The organism is Microvirga rosea (genome assembly GCF_020595095.1).
In the GTDB taxonomy this organism is placed as follows: Bacteria; Pseudomonadota; Alphaproteobacteria; order Rhizobiales; family Beijerinckiaceae; genus Microvirga; species Microvirga rosea.
The window spans coordinates 119,236-136,486 of the sequence record NZ_JAJDOP010000007.1; the positions used below are offsets into that span (position 1 = coordinate 119,236).

21 protein-coding genes are annotated in these 17,251 nt (G+C 64.6%); 9 read left to right on the forward strand and 12 right to left on the reverse strand.

Annotated features, from left to right (window positions below; translation table 11 throughout):
- Positions 1-67 precede the first annotated feature (67 nt).
- Both rcdA and LJD17_RS17660 read right to left on the reverse strand, forming a co-directional pair.
- A complete protein-coding gene (gene rcdA / locus LJD17_RS17655) occupies positions 68-595 on the reverse strand; it encodes a protease adaptor protein RcdA (RefSeq protein ID WP_227385524.1) in 528 nt (175 codons plus the stop codon).
- Between the two features lie 276 nt (positions 596-871).
- Complete coding sequence (locus LJD17_RS17660; protein ID WP_227385525.1) at positions 872-1,078, reverse strand: DUF1192 domain-containing protein; 207 nt, start codon at positions 1,076-1,078, stop codon at positions 872-874.
- A 98-nt stretch (positions 1,079-1,176) separates the two neighbouring features.
- On the opposite strand from LJD17_RS17660, the gene LJD17_RS17665 reads away from it, so the two are divergent.
- Together LJD17_RS17665 and LJD17_RS17670 are read left to right on the forward strand one after the other, a co-directional pair.
- Positions 1,177-2,175, forward strand: a complete 999-nt coding sequence (locus tag LJD17_RS17665; RefSeq protein WP_227385526.1) for an NAD(P)H-quinone oxidoreductase — start codon at positions 1,177-1,179, stop codon at positions 2,173-2,175.
- 150 nt (positions 2,176-2,325) lie between these two features.
- Complete coding sequence (locus LJD17_RS17670) at positions 2,326-3,048, forward strand: DUF1013 domain-containing protein (RefSeq protein ID WP_227385527.1); 723 nt, start codon at positions 2,326-2,328, stop codon at positions 3,046-3,048.
- 46 nt (positions 3,049-3,094) lie between these two features.
- Here the strand turns inward: LJD17_RS17670 and LJD17_RS17675 are convergent, their stop codons facing one another.
- The gene (locus LJD17_RS17675; RefSeq protein ID WP_227385528.1) at positions 3,095-3,352 is read right to left on the reverse strand and encodes a hypothetical protein; all 258 of its coding nucleotides are present in this window, start codon (positions 3,350-3,352) and stop codon (positions 3,095-3,097) included.
- The gene (locus LJD17_RS17680; RefSeq protein WP_227385620.1) at positions 3,349-5,310 is read right to left on the reverse strand and encodes a propionyl-CoA synthetase; all 1,962 of its coding nucleotides are present in this window, start codon (positions 5,308-5,310) and stop codon (positions 3,349-3,351) included. Before LJD17_RS17680 ends, LJD17_RS17675 begins: the two co-directional genes overlap by 4 nt.
- 113 nt (positions 5,311-5,423) lie before the next feature.
- On the opposite strand from LJD17_RS17680, the gene LJD17_RS17685 reads away from it, so the two are divergent.
- Complete coding sequence (locus LJD17_RS17685; RefSeq protein WP_227385529.1) at positions 5,424-6,182, forward strand: sulfite exporter TauE/SafE family protein; 759 nt, start codon at positions 5,424-5,426, stop codon at positions 6,180-6,182.
- Between the two features lie 80 nt (positions 6,183-6,262).
- Here LJD17_RS17685 and LJD17_RS17690 read toward each other — a convergent pair whose 3' ends face one another.
- Complete coding sequence (locus LJD17_RS17690; RefSeq protein ID WP_227385530.1) at positions 6,263-6,445, reverse strand: YdcH family protein; 183 nt, start codon at positions 6,443-6,445, stop codon at positions 6,263-6,265.
- A 209-nt stretch (positions 6,446-6,654) separates the two neighbouring features.
- On the opposite strand from LJD17_RS17690, the gene LJD17_RS17695 reads away from it, so the two are divergent.
- From LJD17_RS17695 to LJD17_RS17720, 6 genes are all read left to right on the forward strand, one after another.
- Positions 6,655-6,855 (forward strand): YdcH family protein, encoded by a 201-nt coding sequence (locus LJD17_RS17695; protein WP_227385531.1) that lies wholly within the window; start codon positions 6,655-6,657, stop codon positions 6,853-6,855.
- A 140-nt stretch (positions 6,856-6,995) separates the two neighbouring features.
- Positions 6,996-7,487 (forward strand): 5-(carboxyamino)imidazole ribonucleotide mutase, encoded by a 492-nt coding sequence (gene purE / locus LJD17_RS17700; protein ID WP_227385532.1) that lies wholly within the window; start codon positions 6,996-6,998, stop codon positions 7,485-7,487.
- A gap of 5 nt (positions 7,488-7,492) precedes the next feature.
- Entirely contained in the window at positions 7,493-8,572 is a 1,080-nt protein-coding gene (locus LJD17_RS17705; RefSeq protein ID WP_227385533.1) for a 5-(carboxyamino)imidazole ribonucleotide synthase, read from the forward strand.
- Positions 8,573-8,737: 165 nt separating this feature from the next.
- Positions 8,738-8,986, forward strand: coding sequence for a 30S ribosomal protein S21 (rpsU, locus tag LJD17_RS17710; RefSeq protein ID WP_227385534.1), 249 nt, complete (start codon positions 8,738-8,740; stop codon positions 8,984-8,986).
- A 178-nt stretch (positions 8,987-9,164) separates the two neighbouring features.
- Positions 9,165-9,998: a tetratricopeptide repeat protein gene (locus LJD17_RS17715; protein WP_227385535.1), complete on the forward strand. Its 834-nt coding sequence runs from the start codon at positions 9,165-9,167 to the stop codon at positions 9,996-9,998.
- A gap of 5 nt (positions 9,999-10,003) precedes the next feature.
- Complete coding sequence (locus tag LJD17_RS17720; protein ID WP_227385536.1) at positions 10,004-10,597, forward strand: nucleotidyltransferase family protein; 594 nt, start codon at positions 10,004-10,006, stop codon at positions 10,595-10,597.
- Here the strand turns inward: LJD17_RS17720 and LJD17_RS17725 are convergent.
- From LJD17_RS17725 to LJD17_RS17755, 7 genes are all read right to left on the reverse strand, one after another.
- Entirely contained in the window at positions 10,584-11,060 is a 477-nt protein-coding gene (locus LJD17_RS17725) for a GNAT family N-acetyltransferase (protein ID WP_227385537.1), read from the reverse strand. The genes LJD17_RS17720 and LJD17_RS17725 overlap by 14 nt on opposite strands.
- A gap of 71 nt (positions 11,061-11,131) precedes the next feature.
- Positions 11,132-12,532, reverse strand: coding sequence for an NAD(P)(+) transhydrogenase (Re/Si-specific) subunit beta (locus LJD17_RS17730; RefSeq protein ID WP_227385538.1), 1,401 nt, complete (start codon positions 12,530-12,532; stop codon positions 11,132-11,134).
- Between the two features lie 4 nt (positions 12,533-12,536).
- Positions 12,537-12,974: a proton-translocating transhydrogenase family protein gene (locus LJD17_RS17735; protein WP_227385539.1), complete on the reverse strand. Its 438-nt coding sequence runs from the start codon at positions 12,972-12,974 to the stop codon at positions 12,537-12,539.
- A 12-nt stretch (positions 12,975-12,986) separates the two neighbouring features.
- Entirely contained in the window at positions 12,987-14,123 is a 1,137-nt protein-coding gene (locus LJD17_RS17740; protein WP_227385540.1) for a Re/Si-specific NAD(P)(+) transhydrogenase subunit alpha, read from the reverse strand.
- 77 nt (positions 14,124-14,200) lie between these two features.
- Positions 14,201-14,494, reverse strand: coding sequence for an aa3-type cytochrome c oxidase subunit IV (locus LJD17_RS17745; RefSeq protein WP_227385541.1), 294 nt, complete (start codon positions 14,492-14,494; stop codon positions 14,201-14,203).
- A gap of 106 nt (positions 14,495-14,600) precedes the next feature.
- Positions 14,601-15,818 (reverse strand): glycosyltransferase, encoded by a 1,218-nt coding sequence (locus LJD17_RS17750; protein ID WP_227385542.1) that lies wholly within the window; start codon positions 15,816-15,818, stop codon positions 14,601-14,603.
- Positions 15,819-15,879: 61 nt separating this feature from the next.
- Complete coding sequence (locus tag LJD17_RS17755) at positions 15,880-17,247, reverse strand: ABC1 kinase family protein (RefSeq protein ID WP_227385543.1); 1,368 nt, start codon at positions 17,245-17,247, stop codon at positions 15,880-15,882.
- Between the last annotated feature and the right edge of the window lie 4 nt (positions 17,248-17,251).

The following is a 17,251-nucleotide window of genomic DNA, read 5'->3' on the forward strand; positions in this document are numbered from 1 at the left end:
CATACAAAAGCCCCGCAGCGCGGGGCTTTTCTTTTGCCTGCAAGGCTTGCGTCGGCGGCAGCTCCGTCTAGCCCCCGCCGAAGACCTGCTCGAGGAGGCGCTGCTGGGCGGCAACCGGGTTGGCGCGGGGCGCCACGGGGACCGTCTCCGGTTCGCTCATCAGGCGTTCGAGATGCAGGATGCGGGCATGGACCCGGGTCGCGAGGCCGATGAGCTCGCGAAGGCGCACCGGCAGGGCCTCGAAATCGTCGATGGTCGTGACCGTATCCTGCCGGGTCAGATGAACTCGGTTCTTCTCCAGCTGGGCCTGATCGGGCGTGATCTCCCCTTCCGCAACGGCGCGCTGCAGCAGCAGCCATGAGGCAATTTGCATCAGGCGCGTGGTGAGCCGCATGCTCTCCGTCGCATAGGCGATCACCCCGTCCCGGGGCAGAAGCTTGGAATCGGTGCGGCCCTGGCCGTCGAGATAGCTGGCGGTGTCCTCCACCAGCTCCATCCCTTCCTGGAACAAAGCCTTGAAAGCGTCCGAATGGACGAAGCTGTGCCCGAACGGGACGGTTCCGGTACTAAGCTTGATCACATCGGGTTCGCTCACTGGCCATCTCCCCATAGACGCAAATCTCCGGCCGCGGTCTCGGCCTGAGAGCTCTCATGTCAGAAGAACACTATAGAGCGGCTCTTGGTTCGATGCTCAGCTAACCGTTTCTTAAGGTTAAGCGAAAAAAGAGCAGTTAAAAATAGAGCCGCCCGAGGCGGCTCAAGTCATCACAGGGAGGCGTCAAACAGAGTGACAGGAGCCACTCGACATCCAGAGGAAGACTGGATGTCCATCATAATCGTCTGGAAACCTTAAGGTCCGGTTAAGCGCCGCTTACGATGTGCCGAGCTTGAAGAAGGCGCTCGCGGCGGCTTTCGAGCTTTCCTTGCCGCGCTTGACTTCCTTCAACCGGTTGATTTCGCGCTCCAGCATGGAAATGCGCTCGTCGATCTCGTCGATCGACAGCACCGAGAGGTCCTGGCCGAACTCATGGCCCACGGGGTGGGTACGGGTTTCCTCGTCCAAAGGATCGAAAGCCATGACATCCTCCTTCCTCACGCTGCCATAAGGATAGAGCGCGGTGCGCACCTTGCCACTCTTGCCCTATATCCATCAACCTTTGACCGAAGGAGGACCGAATGGGGGCAATTTCTGACACGATGCGCGCCGTTGTTGCACAAGGAGCCGGAGGGCCGGAGGTCCTCCAGGTGGTCGAGCGTCCGGTCCCGCGCCCGGGAGACGGCGAAATTCTGGTTCGGGTCCAGGCTGCCGGCGTCAACCGTCCGGATGTGGCCCAGCGTCAGGGCACCTATCCGCCACCGCCCGGCGCGCCGGACATCCTGGGGCTGGAGATCGCCGGCGAGGTCGCCTCAACCGGCCCCGGCGCCTCGCGGTTCCCGGTCGGCACGAAGGTCATGGCCCTCGTGCCGGGCGGCGGCTACGCGGATTATGCGGTCGTCCATGAAAGCAATGCGCTTCCGGTCCCGGCGGGGCTTTCCATGGAAGAGGCAGGCGCCGTCCCCGAGACTTTCTTCACCGTCTGGACCAATGTCTTCCAGCGCGGCGGCCTTCAGCCGGGCGAAACCCTTCTGATCCATGGAGGATCATCCGGCATCGGCACCACGGCGATTCAGCTCGCCAAGGCTTTCGGATCCCAGGTCATCGTGACCGCCGGAAGCGCCGACAAATGCGCGGCTTGCCTCAGGCTCGGGGCCGACCACGCCATCAATTATCGCGATACGGATTTCGTCGCCGCCGTGAAGGACATCACGGACAAGCGAGGCGCGAACGTCATCCTCGACATGGTCGGCGGCGACTACATCTCCCGGAACTACGAGGCTGCGGCCCGGGATGGGCGCATCGTTCAGATCGCCTTTCTCCAGGGCAGCCGGGCCGAGGTCGATTTCCGCCTCCTGATGGTCAAGCGCCTCTCGCACACCGGCTCGACCCTGCGGCCACGCTCCGTCGCGGAGAAGGCCGTCATCGCCCGGGAGCTGGAAGAAAAGGTGCTGCCGCTCCTGGCAAAGGGCCGGGTCAAACCCGTGATGGATTCGGCCTTTCCCTTCGCCGACGTCGCCAAAGCCCATGCCCGCATGGACGGCGGGGAGCACATCGGAAAGATCGTCCTCACCCTTTAAGAATTGCAACACGGAGACAGGCTCCCTATAATCACCTTGTTTCCCTCACAATGTGAGACGAGATCGCTCCGGCCCGGCCGGGACGGAGCGCAGGAGAGTTTTGCCGTGCGGCGCCGAAGAGCCGGCGCCCGGCCTGGAGGAGTTAAGCCCATGTCCCAAGGACCGCTGATGCCGAAGGCGACGGCCGTGTGGCTCGTCGAGAATACATCGCTGTCGTTCGACCAGATCGCCGAGTTCTGCAAGCTCCACCCCCTCGAGGTGAAGGGCATCGCCGACGGCGAGGTCGCGACCGGCATCAAGGGCCTTGATCCGGTAACCACGGGCCAGCTGACCCGTGAGGAAATCGAGAAGGCGCAGGACAACCCGAATTACCGGCTCAGGATGGCCGAATCCCGCGTGAAGCTTCCGGAGCAGAAGCGGATCAAGAAGGGACCGCGCTATACGCCCGTCTCGCGCCGCCATGACCGCCCCAACGCGATTCTCTGGCTGGTGCGCAACCATCCCGAGCTGAAGGACGCCCAGATCATGCGTCTCGTCGGCACCACAAAGACCACGATCCAGCAGGTTCGCGAGCGCACCCACTGGAACTCCGCCAGCCTGTCCCCCATGGATCCGGTGACGCTCGGGCTGTGCTCCCAGATCGACCTGGATTTCGAGGTCCAGCGCGCCGCGAAGGACCGTCCGCACGCCGTCGTGGCGCCGCAGGAGGGAGGCACCCTCATGCCGGCCGAAATCTCGACCGCCGAACCGGAGCGCGACGAGCCGTTTGCGGATATGAGCCGTCCCAAACCGGCTCCCGAAGAAGAGATCGACGTCAACTCGGTCTTCGCCAAGCTCAAGCAGCTCAAGCGTCCCGACGAAGACGAGGAATAAGACAAACGGCCCGGAGCGATCCGGGCCTTTTTGTTTTGCCGGACTTTCAGCCGGCGCGTCCGGCCTTTCTTCGTGGCTGCTTCGCGGGCCGTTCGCGGCCGCGCTCGAAGGTCCGCTTCGCTTTGACGGCCTCGCCCCGATCTTCCTGGCGGCGTTCCTTGGCGGCCCGATGCAGGCGGGCCTCCTCGTCGGACAGGACGTGTTTCAGCATCATCTCGAAATCAGCTTCCTTGGGCGGCAGCGGATCGTCGGAGGCCGAAGTCTCCTCTCCGGCGGTCTTTTCCGGATCCCGGGAGAATGTCATGGCCCTTCTCCCATTCCCCGCCGCCGAAGCGCGTCTCCGATCTCGTCGAGAATGACGGGATCATCGATCGTGGCCGGCATGGTCCAGGTTTCTCCATCCGCGATCTTCTTCATCGTCCCGCGCAGGATCTTGCCGGAGCGGGTTTTGGGCAGGCGCCCGACCGTGATGGCGAGCTTGAAGGCGGCCACGGGACCGATCCTCTCGCGCACCAGGCCGACCAGCTCCGTCTCGACCGCCGCGGGCGATTGGGCAACGCCCGCCTTGAGCACCACGAAACCACAGGGCACCTCCCCTTTCAGGGAATCCTTCACGCCGATGACCGCGCATTCGGCGACCGCCGGATGGGATGCCAGGACCTCCTCCATGCCGCCCGTGGAGAGCCGGTGGCCGGCGACATTGATGATGTCGTCCGTGCGGCCCATGATGTAGACATAGCCGTCACCGTCGATGAAACCCGCGTCCGAGGTGTTGTAGTAGCCCGGATAGGTGGTCAGGTACGCTTCGCGGAAGCGCTCGTCCGCATGCCACAGGGTGGGAAGGCAGCCGGGAGGCAGGGGAAGCTTGATGGCGATCGAGCCCATCGTGTCGGCGGGCAGCGGCTTCCCCCCCTCGTCGAGAACCTGAACGTCGTAGCCGGGCATGGGCACGGTCGGCGAGCCATACTTGATCGGCAGGGCCCCAAGACCAAGGGGATTTCCGGCGATCGGCCAGCCGGTTTCCGTTTGCCACCAATGGTCGACGATGGGCACGCCCAAAATCCGCTCGGCCCATTGCACCGTGTCCGGGTCGGCTCTCTCGCCGGCCAGGAACAGGGCGCGAAACTCCGAAAGATCGTAGCCCTGGAGAAGCCGGGCGTCCGGATCCTCCTTCTTGATCGCCCGGAAGGCGGTCGGTGCCGTGAAGAGAACCACCGCCTTGTGTTCGGAAGCCACCCGCCAGAAGGCGCCGGCATCCGGCGTGCCCACCGGCTTGCCCTCATAGAGGATCGTCGTGCAGCCGTGGAGCAGGGGGCCGTAGACGATGTAGGAATGGCCCACGACCCAACCCACGTCGGACGCGCACCAATACACCTCGCCCGGATCGACGCCGTAGAGGTTCTTCATGGACCATTTGAGAGCGACCATGTAGCCGCCCGTGTCGCGCACGACGCCTTTCGGCCGTCCCGTGGTGCCTGAGGTATAGAGGACATACAGGGGGTCCGTGGCTGCGACAGGCACGCAGGGCGCCATGCGGCCTGCCTTACGGGCATCCGTCACCGCCGCGGCCCAATCCCGGTCCCGTCCCTCGGCAAGGCGCGCCTCCGCCTGCGGGCGCTGGTAGATGAGGCAGGTCTCGGGCTTGTGGGAACTCAAGGAAATCGCTTCGTCGAGAAGCGGCTTGTAGGGGACGACCCGCGCCGCCTCGATGCCGCAGGAGGCCGAGAGGACGACCTTCGGCGCGGCATCTTCGAGCCGCGTCGCGAGCTCCCGGGCCGCAAAGCCCCCGAAAACCACCGAATGGATCGCGCCGATGCGCGCGCAGGCGAGCATCGCGAACACCGCCTCCGGGATCATCGGCATGTAAAGGATGACCCGGTCGCCCTTGGCGACTCCCATGTCCTGCAGCACGGCCGCCAGGGTCGCCACCTCATCCCGCAGCTCATGATAGGTGAAGGTTCTGATCGTGCCGGTCACCGGGCTGTCGTAGATCAGCGCCGCCTGCCCCGCGCGGCCGCGCTCCACGTGACGGTCGAGGGCGTTGTAGCAAACGTTGCATTCGGCTCCGACGAACCAGCGTCCGAAGATCCCGCTTGCGGGATCGAAGATCCTGTCAGCAGGCTTGATCCAATCGATGTCCCGGGCCGCCTCTTCCCAGAACCATTCCGGATCGGATCGCCAGCGCGCATAGACCTCGCCATAGCGGCTCCTTTGCAAGGCATCGTGACCGGCTGCGGCCGTGCCTGGCGTCTCCGACGTCATCCGGGTCGTTGTCATGGCGCTACCCCAATGTGTTCACCACGTGAGACTTCAAAGCTCTGCCGTGGTAGCAGGCAAAGACGCCGTGGTCAGCGGCGACTTTCGGCGAGTTTGCCATGATCACCGACCCCTTGTTCTATGCCGCGGCCATTCCGGCCGTCGTCCTGATGGGCCTGTCCAAGGGCGGCTTTTCAGGCCTCGGCCTCCTGTCGTTGCCGCTCATGGCGCTCGTGGTCTCGCCCGTCCAGTCGGCCGCGATCATGCTGCCGATCCTGATCATCCAGGATGTCGTGACCGTTTGGGCCTACCGGCATCATTGGGACCGACGCAATCTCGCCATCCTGCTTCCGAGCGGCATTATCGGCATCATCTCTGGCTATCTTTTGGCAGCGCGGGTTTCCGATGCCGCCGTCACGCTGGCGGTCGGCATCATCTCCACCGCCTTCGCCGTTCGCCGGCTGATCCTGGAGCGGCGCGCGACACCGCCTGACCCGACGAAGGCGGACATGCCCCATGGCCTGCTCTGGGGCTACGTCATGGGCTTTACCAGCATGGTCGCCCACGCTGGAGGCCCGCCCTTCCAGATCTATGTGATGCCGCAGCGTCTGCCGCGGGATGTGTTCGTCGGCACCGGGGCCATCTGCTTTGCCCTGCTCAACTGGATCAAGGTGCCGCCCTACATGGCGCTCGGTCAGTTCACGGGCGAAAACCTCGCCACCGCCGGGGCCCTGTTTCCGGTTGCGGTGGTGTCCACCTGGCTCGGCGTCCTGCTCGTCCGCCGAACCTCGGGAGAGCGATTCTACACCCTCGTCTATCTGCTGCTGATCCTTGTCGGCGCGAAGCTCGTGTTCGACGGCGCGCGGGCTTTTCTATGAAGACCTGTCATGAAAAAAGCTGCCGCTTCCTGTAGGAGAGCGACAGCTCTTTGGATGGGAATTGTCTGAAAACAGCGTGATCAGTGCATCACCGCGTGGGAACCTCTGAGGCGGGTGATCTGATCCTTGAGGTGAAGCTTTTTCCGCTTGAGCTCCACAAGCTTGGCGTCATCCATGGAGGGATGGTTGAGAGCATCTTGGATCTCGCGCTCGAGCGCCTGATGCCTCCGTTCAAGTTCCACCAGATGATTCTGCAGCGGCATGTCAGCAACCTCCTGTTCGATGTCTGACGACGGAAGTGTGACACAGAGAAAGTGGCGAGTCGAAGGCAAAGCATGCTGCAACGCAGAAAGAGAATCCTTGAAGCTTGGCCTGTGAACAGTCCGGTTTGAGCTTGCTCTGCGCATGTCCAAAGAGCATAATTTTGGCTTCTCGCGCGCCTTTTCGGGCGATGCGCCATCTGGACTTTTCGATGCACGATCTGGTTGAACTCGAAGCGGAACTTTCGCGCCTGAAGCAGGAGCACCGGGATCTGGATATGGCGATCGAGGCGCTCGAACAGATCATCACCGGCGATCAGCTGCAGGTCCAGCGTCTCAAGAAGCGCAAGTTGAGCCTCAAGGATCGCATCATGCAGATCGAGGATCAGATCACGCCGGACATCATCGCCTGACGGTTCCCTCCAGCAGGGCCCGATACGGCGGTTCTTCGAAACCAACGGGAAAAGCCGGTCTTTCGGCGCATCGGCCTTGCTTGGCAGGGCAGCCTTCGCTATGCCCGCCCTGACGCATTGGCCAAAGCCGGAGCCGGAACATGGCGGGAAGTCCCGTTGCCATCATCATGGGCAGTCAATCCGACTGGGCGACCATGCGCCATGCGGCCGAAACCCTCGACCTGCTCGCGATCCCCTACGACGCGCGCATCGTCTCGGCGCACCGGACCCCCGACAGATTGGTGGCGTTCGCCAAGAGCGCGAAGGCCGAGGGTTTTCGAGTGATCATCGCGGGCGCCGGCGGAGCCGCGCACCTGCCCGGCATGACCGCCGCCATGACCCCGCTCCCGGTTTTCGGCGTGCCGGTGGAGTCGAAGTCCCTGTCCGGCCAGGACAGCCTCTTATCAATCGTTCAGATGCCCGCCGGCATCCCGGTGGGAACGCTCGCGATCGGGCGCGCGGGGGCGGTGAATGCCGCGCTCCTGGCGGCCGCCGTTCTGGCCCTGCACGACAAGGATCTGGCGGAACGGCTCGACACGTGGCGGGCCCGGCAGAGCGCGAGCGTGGCCGAACGGCCCGTCAACGAAGGCTGAGCCCGATGATCCGCCCCGGCAGCACACTCGGGATTCTCGGGGGCGGCCAGCTGGGCCGCATGATGGCCATGGCGGCCGCGGAGCTTGGGCTGCGAACCCATGTCTATGCGCCGGAGCGCGACAGCCCGGCCTTCGATGTCGCGGCCGAGCACACGGTTGCGGCCTATGAGGACGAGGCGGCCCTCGTGCGCTTCGCCAAGGCCGTGGATGTGGTCACCTACGAATTCGAGAACGTTCCGGCGGCCACCGCCGCCACCTTGGCGGCTCACGCGCTCCTGGCGCCGAATGCCCGCGCGCTCGCGGTGTCGCAGGATCGGCTGACGGAGAAGACCTTCATGGCCGAGCTCGGCATCGCCACCGCCCCGTTCGCGGCCGTGGCGTCCGAGGCGGACCTCATCGCAGCCCTGGAGCGTATCGGTCGTCCCGCCGTCCTCAAGACCCGCCGCTTCGGCTACGACGGCAAGGGGCAGGTGATGGTCCGTCCCGACACGGATCCGGCCGAGGCTTTCGCGGCCATCGGTCAGGCGCCGGCCATTCTCGAAGGTTTCGTGCCTTTCGAGCGCGAGGTCTCCGTCATCGCCGCCCGGACGGCAGCCGGCGGCTTTGCGGCCTATGACCTGTGCGCAAACGAGCATCGCCATCATATCCTGGCGACCACCCGGATCCCGGCCGGCGTATCACGCCGGACCGAGGAAGCGGCTTTCGACATCGCGAAAGCCATCGCCGATGCCCTCGATTACGTGGGCATCCTTGCGGTTGAACTGTTCCTGGTGACGACGGAGGACGGGGAGCGTCTGGTCGTCAACGAAATCGCGCCCCGCGTGCATAATTCGGGCCACTGGACCCTCGGGGGCGCGGTGACGTCCCAGTTCGAGCAGCATGTGAGGGCGATCTGCGGCTGGCCCCTCGGCGCCACGACCCGCCTCGGCCGGGTCGAGATGCAGAACCTGATCGGCGATGACGTGGAGGCCTGGGAGAGGATCCTGGCGGAAAGCGGCGCCCACCTGCACCTCTACGGCAAGGCACAGGCCCGCCCCGGCCGCAAGATGGGCCACGTGACCCGCGTCTATCCCGAAAGAGATTGAACCTCTTCCAAAGCGCGGCGTTATCATCGACGCCGGCGCTTTTCTTGTGAAGAAGCCTGGACAATCAAGGCATCTTCTGCTAGTCACGCCGGTCAGATAGAGGTGCGCACGACGCGCCTCGTTTGTTTTTACCACAATCGAAACGGATCATTACGAGGAATTCGCGTGCAGGTTCTTGTCCGGGATAACAACGTCGATCAGGCGCTCCGCGCTCTCAAGAAGAAGATGCAGCGTGAGGGCATCTTCCGCGAGATGAAGCTTCGCGGCCATTACGAGAAGCCGTCTGAGAAGAAGGCCCGTGAGAAGGCCGAGGCCGTTCGCCGCGCCCGCAAGCTGATCCGCAAGCGCATGCAGCGCGAAGGCCTTCTGCCTTCGAAGCCGCGCACGGTCGCTCCGGGTCGCCCGGCCCGCTAAGCTCTTTCGAGAGCTGAAAAATCTTGGTCTTTCGATTGTGAACGGCGCCCGTCTGAAAAGACCGGGCGCCGATTGCATTTCAGGGGCCGCCCCCTCCGTTTATGCTGCTTTATTTCATGGCTGTTAAGGTTTACCCCTTAGGGTAGCCCGATCCCCCTTCATTGAGCTGGAGACGAAGGTGCTCGTCACATCGATTCGCCGCTTTGCGCCCCTGACCCTTGTCCTTGTCGCCCTCGGCCTTGCAGGGTGCGAAACCACCGGCGGCGGTGTCACCCGTCGCATTGCCGTCGTGGAAGAGGACACCCAAGGCACCAGCAAGGTGAACATCGCGTCCCTGTCGGACGTGATCGAGCGCAACCCGGGCGATCCGAGCGCCTACAATACCCGTGGCGCCGCTTATGCGAGGGTCGGGCGCTACAGCGACGCCATGGCCGACTTCTCGAAGGCGATCCAGCTCGATCCGAACTATGCGCCCGCCTATACCAACCGCGCCCTCGCCCTTCGGCAGACGGGCCGGAACGATCAGGCGCTGGCGGATTTCACCCGCGCCATCCAGGCCGATCCCAATTATGGACCGGCCTATATCGGACGCGGCAACCTGCTGCGGGCGCAAAACCAATATCAGGACGCCCTCAACGATCTGAACGTGGCGATCCGCCTCGTGCCGGAATCCGCCGAGGCGCTTCATGCCCGCGGCCTGCTTTATCAGCGCCAGGGCCAGCACCAGCAGGCGATCCTCGACTTCGACGCGACCATCGACCGGAATCCCTTCGTGGCGGCACCCTATGCGGCCCGTGGCCAGAGCCTCATCGCCATCGGCCAGTACGACAAGGCCATCGAGGATTTCAACGCCGCCCTCAACGTGAACGCGCGCGACGCCGATTCCTGGGCATGGCGCGGGGTGGCCTTCGAGAAGCAGGGCAACAAGAGCCAGGCGGCCGAGAGCTTCCAGCGGGCGCTTGCCCTCGACAACTCCAATTCGGTGGCGCGTCAGGGCAATTCCCGCCTCTGAGCGGCTTGAAGGGCGCGTTCTTCGTGCGCGGCCTGTCCGACATTTCCGACCTGATCGAAGCCCACGCTCCCATGCGTGGGCTTTTGGCTGCCGTGGCGTCTCTCCGCCTGCCGGACGCCTGGATCGGAGCAGGCTTCGTGCGCAATGCGGTCTGGGACGCCCTCCATGAAAGAGCCTTCGCGCTCGCATCCCTCGAGGATGTCGATGTGGTGTTCTTCGATCCCGCGAACCCGCGTGCCGAGCGGGATCACACGCTCCAGGAGAATCTCGGGCGTCTTCATCCCGGCCCCGTCTGGCAGGTGAAGAACCAGGCCCGCATGCATGTCCGCAACGGCGATGGGCCCTATGACGGCACGGCCGATGCGATTGCCCGCTGGCCCGAAACCGCAACGGCGATCGCGGCCCGGCTCGTGGGCCGGCGGGTGGAGATCATGGCTCCGCACGGAGTCGATGACCTTCTCGCCCTCAAGGTCAGGCCGACGCCGGCCTTTCTCGGGAAGATGGATATCTATCGCGAGCGCCTGGCGCGGAAGAACTGGGCCGAACGCTGGCCGAAGCTGACCTTTGTCGACGGCCCGCCCGCCGTCACAACGCCTTGACCATATAGGATACGTACGGCTCGAAGCCGAATTGCCGGTAGGTGCGCTCGGCCCGCTCGTTCGCCACGAGGGCGCCGATCATCAGGCGCTTGAGCCCGGCCTGGCGGGTCAGACGCTCGGCTTCCCGCAGAAGCATCTGGCCGATGCCGCGGCCGCGCCAATCCTCGTGCACGATGAGATCCGTCACGGTGCCATGCCGGCGCACGTCCTCCGTGACGTAGGCGGCATCCTGATCGATCGAAAACCCCATGGCGGCAACCACGATCCCGTTGTCTTCCGCCAGGATCACGCGGCCCTGCCGTCCGCTCAGACGCTGGAGCAGCTCGTCGTAATAGGCGCCCGCGCCCTTGTAGTCCCTTCGGCGGTCACCGGTGAGGTCCGCCTCGAAAAGGTTGAGGCGATGGATCAGCTCGATCACGATGCTCCGGTCGGCGGGGCGCGCCGTCCGCAAGGTTACGCTCATGCCAGGCTCCATAAGCTGAAGGCCGGCGCGGAACCGGCCTTCGACTCACGAGAAATGTCGCGGACGATTGCTCAGTCGAGGTTCTTCAGGATTTCGTCGACCATCTTCTTGGCATCGCCAAAAAGCATCATGGTGTTGTCGCGGAAGAAGAGTTCGTTTTCGACGCCCGCGTAGCCGGATCCCATGCTGCGCTTGATGAACAGAACCGTCTTGGCTTTCTCGACATCGAGAACCGGCATGCCGAAGATCGGCGAGGCCGGATCGGTCTTGGCGGCCGGGTTCGTCACGTCGTTCGCGCCGATCACGAAAGCCACGTCGGCCTGGGCGAACTCGCCATTGATGTCCTCCAGTTCGAAGACCTCGTCGTAGGGCACGTTCGCTTCCGCCAGGAGGACGTTCATGTGGCCCGGCATGCGGCCCGCCACGGGATGAATGGCGTATTTCACCTCGACGCCTTCGGCCTTGAGCTGGTCGGCCATCTCCCGCAGCGAGTGCTGCGCCTGGGCCACGGCCATGCCGTAGCCCGGCACGATGATGACCTTGGAGGCGTTCTTCATGATGAAGGCGGCGTCATCCGCAGAGCCCTGCTTCACCGGACGGCTTTCCGTGGCTCCGCCGGTGGCCGCAGCCGTCTCGCCGCCGAACCCGCCGAGAATCACCGAGATGAACGAGCGGTTCATGCCCTTGCACATGATGTAGGACAGGATCGCACCCGAAGAGCCCACCAGCGCGCCGGTGATGATGAGCGCCAGATTGCCGAGCGTGAAGCCGATGCCTGCGGCGGCCCACCCCGAATAGGAGTTGAGCATCGACACCACCACCGGCATGTCCGCGCCCCCGATGGGGATGATCAGCGTGACGCCGAGCACGAACGAGACCAGCACGATCAGCCAGAACAGCGTATGGCTTTCCGTGCGGATGAAGGCGACGAGCAGAACGAGCAGCAGCACGCCGAGGGCGATGTTGAGCAAATGACGCTGCGGCAGGAGAATCGGCTTTCCGGACATGCGTCCGTCGAGCTTCAGGAACGCGATCACCGAACCCGTGAACGTGACGGCACCGATGGCGGCGCCAAGGGCCATTTCGAAGAGCGAGCCGCCGTGGATGGTCCCGACCGAGCCGATGCCGAAGGCCTGCGGCGCGTAAAGAGCACCGGCCGCCACAAGAACAGCCGCCATGCCGACGAGGGAATGGAACGCCGCCACAAGCTGCGGCATCGCGGTCATGGGGACCCGTTTCGCCACCACGGCACCGATGCCGCCGCCGATGGCGAGGCCGGCGATCACCAGGACCCAGCCTCCGAGCCCGTTGGGGGGCGAGACCAGGAGGGTGGTGACGACGGCGATTCCCATACCCACCATGCCGTAGAGGTTGCCCTGCCGGGAGGTGGTGGGATGGGACAGACCCCGCAGGGCCAGGATGAACAGAACGCCGGAGATCAGATACAGGATCGAGGCCAGATTTGCCGACATCGCCTCAACCCTTCTTGCGGTACATGGCGAGCATGCGCTGGGTCACCAGGAAGCCGCCGAAGATGTTGATGGAGGCGAGAACCAGGGCGATGAAGCCCAAGGCCCGCGCCCAGATCGGCCCGTCGCCGAGAGCCGGAGCCACGTTGACCCCGACCGCCAGAACGGCTCCGACGACGATCACGGACGAAATCGCGTTGGTGACCGACATAAGCGGCGTGTGAAGGGCCGGCGTCACCGACCAGACGACGTAATAGCCGACGAAGATGGCAAGGACGAAGATCGCGAGGCGGAACACGGTCGGATCCACCGCCCCATGGGTAACGGCCGATGCGGCCACGGCCACCTGATCGGCGATGGCGTGAGCCGTGTCGGCCGCCCTCTGGGCAGCCTCAGCCGCCGCCCGAGACTGTTCGACGGCCTGTTCGGGTGTCAGTACTGCCATGGCGGAGCCCCCTTACGCAGTCGGCTGGAAAGCCGTGTGGACGATCGCCCCGTCGCGGGTCAGGCACGTGGCCTTCACGAGTTCGTCGTCCCATTTGACGGCAAGCGTCTTGGTGTTCTTGTCGATCAGCGTCTCGACAAAGGCATAGAGGTTTCGGGCGTAAAGGCTCGACGCCGTCGCCGCGAGGCGGCCCGGCACATTGAGGTGGCCGACGATCTTCACCCCGTTATGGTCGACGACCTTGCCGGCCTCGGCCAATTCCACGTTGCCGCCCCGCTCGACCGCGAGATCGACGATCACGGAACCCGGCCGCATGGCCTCGATCATCTCGCGGCTGATCAGCTTGGGCGCCGGGCGCCCGGGAATCAGCGCCGTGGTGATGACGATATCCTGCTTGGCGATGTGGGAGGCGACGAGCGCCGCCTGCTTGGCCTTGTATTCGGCCGACATTTCCTTGGCATAGCCGCCCGCGGTCTCGGCCTGCTTGAACTCTTCGTCTTCCACCGCGACGAACTTGGCGCCGAGACTTTCCACCTGCTCCTTGGCGGCGGGGCGGACGTCGGTCGCGGTGACCACGGCGCCCAGGCGCCGCGCGGTCGCAATGGCCTGAAGACCGGCAACGCCGGCGCCCATGACGAAGACGCGCGCGGCCGGGACGGTTCCGGCCGCGGTCATCATCATCGGCATCGCGCGGCCATATTCGGCCGTCGCGTCGATCACGGCCCGGTATCCGGCTAGGTTGGCCTGCGAGGACAGCACGTCCATCACCTGGGCCCGGGTGATGCGCGGCATCAGCTCCATGGCGAAGGCAGCGACCTTCGCGTCGGCCAGGGCCTTGAGCAAGGCGTTGTCGCCGTAAGGGTTCAGAATGGCGATCAGAAGGGCGCCGGGCTTGAGAAAAGCCAGCTCGGACGGCTTGGGACGCGCAACCTTGAGAACGACTTCGGCATCCTGGGCGGCTTCCGCGCCGGTCGCCGCGACGGCTGCGCCGGCGGCCTCGAAGTCCGCATCCGGAATTCCGGCCCGTGTTCCCGCGCCCGCCTGCACCGTCACGTCGGCGCCGAGCGCTTTGTATTTCTTGACGGTCTCGGGGGTCGCGGCGACGCGCGTCTCCGCCAGATCGGACTCCGAGAGAACAGCAATCCGCATGCAACCCCCCGCCATGTCTGCCTGACCGGCAGACCTCTTATTGCTCGAAGGGGACTATTGTCCCCTTACGGCCCATTTCAATAGAAAAGGAGCGCCAGAAGCAAGAGCACGGCGACCACGGCCGGAGCCCGGACGCCGATTGCTGGGGAAACCGCTCCGATGCCGCCTGCCGCCAGGGACAGGACGACGCCGAAGATCGCCGTCAGCCAGGCATGGTGGACGCCACCGACGGCGAGCGCCAGGACGTGGCAGATGACAACGACCGTCGCGATCTCGACGAAGCGGACGAAACCGCCATACGTCGTCTCGTGCGCCGGCCCGTCCATGTCCGGGCTGTAACCCCCAAAGGGTGCGTGTTTTGTATCGGCCATAATCGATGCCTTGTTTCGCAACAGTTCTTTTGGCTGCGTTTACCCCATGCGGTGAGGCGCCGCAACGCTTCGCTACCGACAAGGCGCCAAAATAATCGGCAATGTCCTATGACGCCCCCAGAAACGCCTGCCACTTCGGGAGGCATACGCTTTGAAAGTCGTATCGTTCCAAGGCGATGCGGCGCGCCTCCCGCGCCATTTCGGCGGAGCGGGTACGGTCATTGAGGGTCTCGCGGACGCGCTCCACCAGAGCCTTGGAGTCGAAGAAATCGAACAATCTCCCGTTCACCCCGTCCTGAATGATCTCCCGCACCGGCGCCGTGTCCGAGGCGACGATCCGGCACTCGAGCGCCATGGCCTCGATCGACGACCAGGACAGCACGAACGGGTACGTCATGTAGATATGGGCAGAGGAGACCTGGAGCACCTTGACGAACTGGTCGTAGGGCAAGTTTCCGACGAAATGGACCCGCGACCAGTCCACCTTCTCGTTGATTCGCTCCCGGAACACGTCGAACCAGCTTTTTCCGCCGGGAGCTTGGCCGGAATAGCTCGTGCCCTTGCCGCCCACCACGACCACCCGCAGCCGCGGATCGATCCTGAGCATGTCGGGGAGGCTCCTGAAGAAGATGTGGGAGCCCCGCATCGGCTCGATATTGCGGCTGACATAGGTCACGACGGGGATCTCCCGGCTCAGCCGGGGGCCCTTCTCGCCGAGACGGATGCTGACGTTCGGATTCGGCTTGAGGTTCTGGGCATCGATGCCGTCGTGGATCACGGCAATGCGGTCCCGCAGGTAAGCGGGGAAAGTATCTCTCTGGTAATGGGTCGGGGCAACCGCGAGATCGGCCGCGTCGAGCGCGCCGAGCTGCATGGCGTTCTTCGCCCTCAGCCGCCAGATGATCTCGGGGTTCGTGACGGGAAACTCCGGATCGAAATCCAGGTCCTGGCCCTTTGCCGCATAATAATACTCGAAATAGGCCACATGCTTCGCGGCGGGCCAGACGTCCTTGAGGAACAGGTTCTCGCCCCAGCCCGTGTTCACCACGACCACGTCGGGATGGAACCCCTGCTCGGCCATCTGCCGCGCCCGGTGGGCCACCCCATAGGACCGCCGCAACCGGGGAACGACGGCTGAATAGCGGTTCTGGTACGGTGCATCGTCCGGGCCCGGCACGGCGTTGTAGGAGACGTAGCGGACGCCGGGAATCGTGCAATCCTTCACCATTCCCAGGGCCACCACCTCGTGCCCGTCCTGCACGAGCGCCTTGGCGATCCGGCCGAACTGGCCGGGAAAATTCTGGTGAACGAAAACGAACTTCATGGCTTCCCCTGACGCGCCGTCACCTTTCCTCTACGGCGAGACGGACGACAACGCAACTCCATTACATCGGCAGGGGGAGACCGGCAGCCTTCAGGGCCTCTTCCTGATGCTGCGCAAGGGATTCAAGGGAAAACCGCTCGATTTCCGTTTCGAAGAGCCGGTGGTAGTTCAGCTCCGCCCGCAGATGAAGGAACACGGCGCCGAGCCCGACCGCCGCCCGGTCCATGAAAACGAATTCGCGCGGGACGGTGACGGGGCCTTTTTCCTTCAGCGCCTTGTGAACCTCGAAAGCCTGCCGGCGGCCGTAATCGCCCGGCTTCACCCCGTCCGCCACGGTCCGGACCCGGTCGTCCAGGAGAGGCCCGTAGATGAACCGCGCCCAGATGTTGAGAATGTCGATCAGCTCCGCCGACAATCCCTTGAAGCCCCAGGTCTCATAGGCATGGACGATCCGGTCCCGCTCATTGTTCTGAAGCCCGCGGTAAAGATCCACCACGCCGCCGACGAATCGCGGATGGAAGATCCGGACGCAGCCGTAATCGAGAAGGTTGATGCCGCCGGGCTCTCCGTCCCGGGAGAACACGGTGTAATTGCCCAGATGCGGATCCCCGTGGATCACGGCCGCGTGGCTGAAGGGATGCCACCAGGCCTTGAACATGGCGACGGCAAGCCGGTTGCGGATGCTCACGTCGGCCTGCGCGTAATTCAGGATCCTGTCGCCTTCGAGCCATTCCAGGGACAGAAGGCGGCGCGTCGAGAGATCGGGATAGACCTTCGGCACAACGACGTCCGGGACATCGGCCAGCGTTCTGGCATAAAGCGCCGCGTGGCGAGCCTCCCGCTCGTAATCCAGCTCCTCGCGCACCCGCTCGCCGATCTCCTTGGCGATTTCGCGGGTGTCGATGGCGGGGTCCATGCGCCGGTGAAGGGAAAACACCCATTCGAGCTGGGACAGATCGGCCTCCACGGCGGATTGCATGTCCGGGTATTGCAGCTTGCAGGCCAGGGGCTCCCCGTCCTTCGTGGTCGCCCGATGGACCTGGCCGAGGGACGCGGCGGCAGCCGGATTGAGATCGAAGCTGCCGAACCGGCCTTGCCATCCCGGTCCGAGTTCCGCCTGCATGCGCCGTTTCACGAAAGCCGCCCCCATGGGCGGCGCCTCGCTCTGGAGCTTCTGGAGCTCCGCGGCATATTCGGGCGGAATGAGATCGGGGACGGTGGCGAGGAGCTGCGCCACCTTCATGATCGGCCCCTTGAGGCCTCCGAGCGCCTGCGCCAAGGCCGCGGCGTTCGACGCGTTGGCCCCGTCCTGGCCGAAGAGGCGCGCCCCTGCCATGCGGGCGGCCACACCTCCCATATTGGCCCCCACCCGCGCATATCGCGCGGCGCGGGCGGAGAAACGGTTGGCCTCGGGATCGTTGTCGGACATCAGG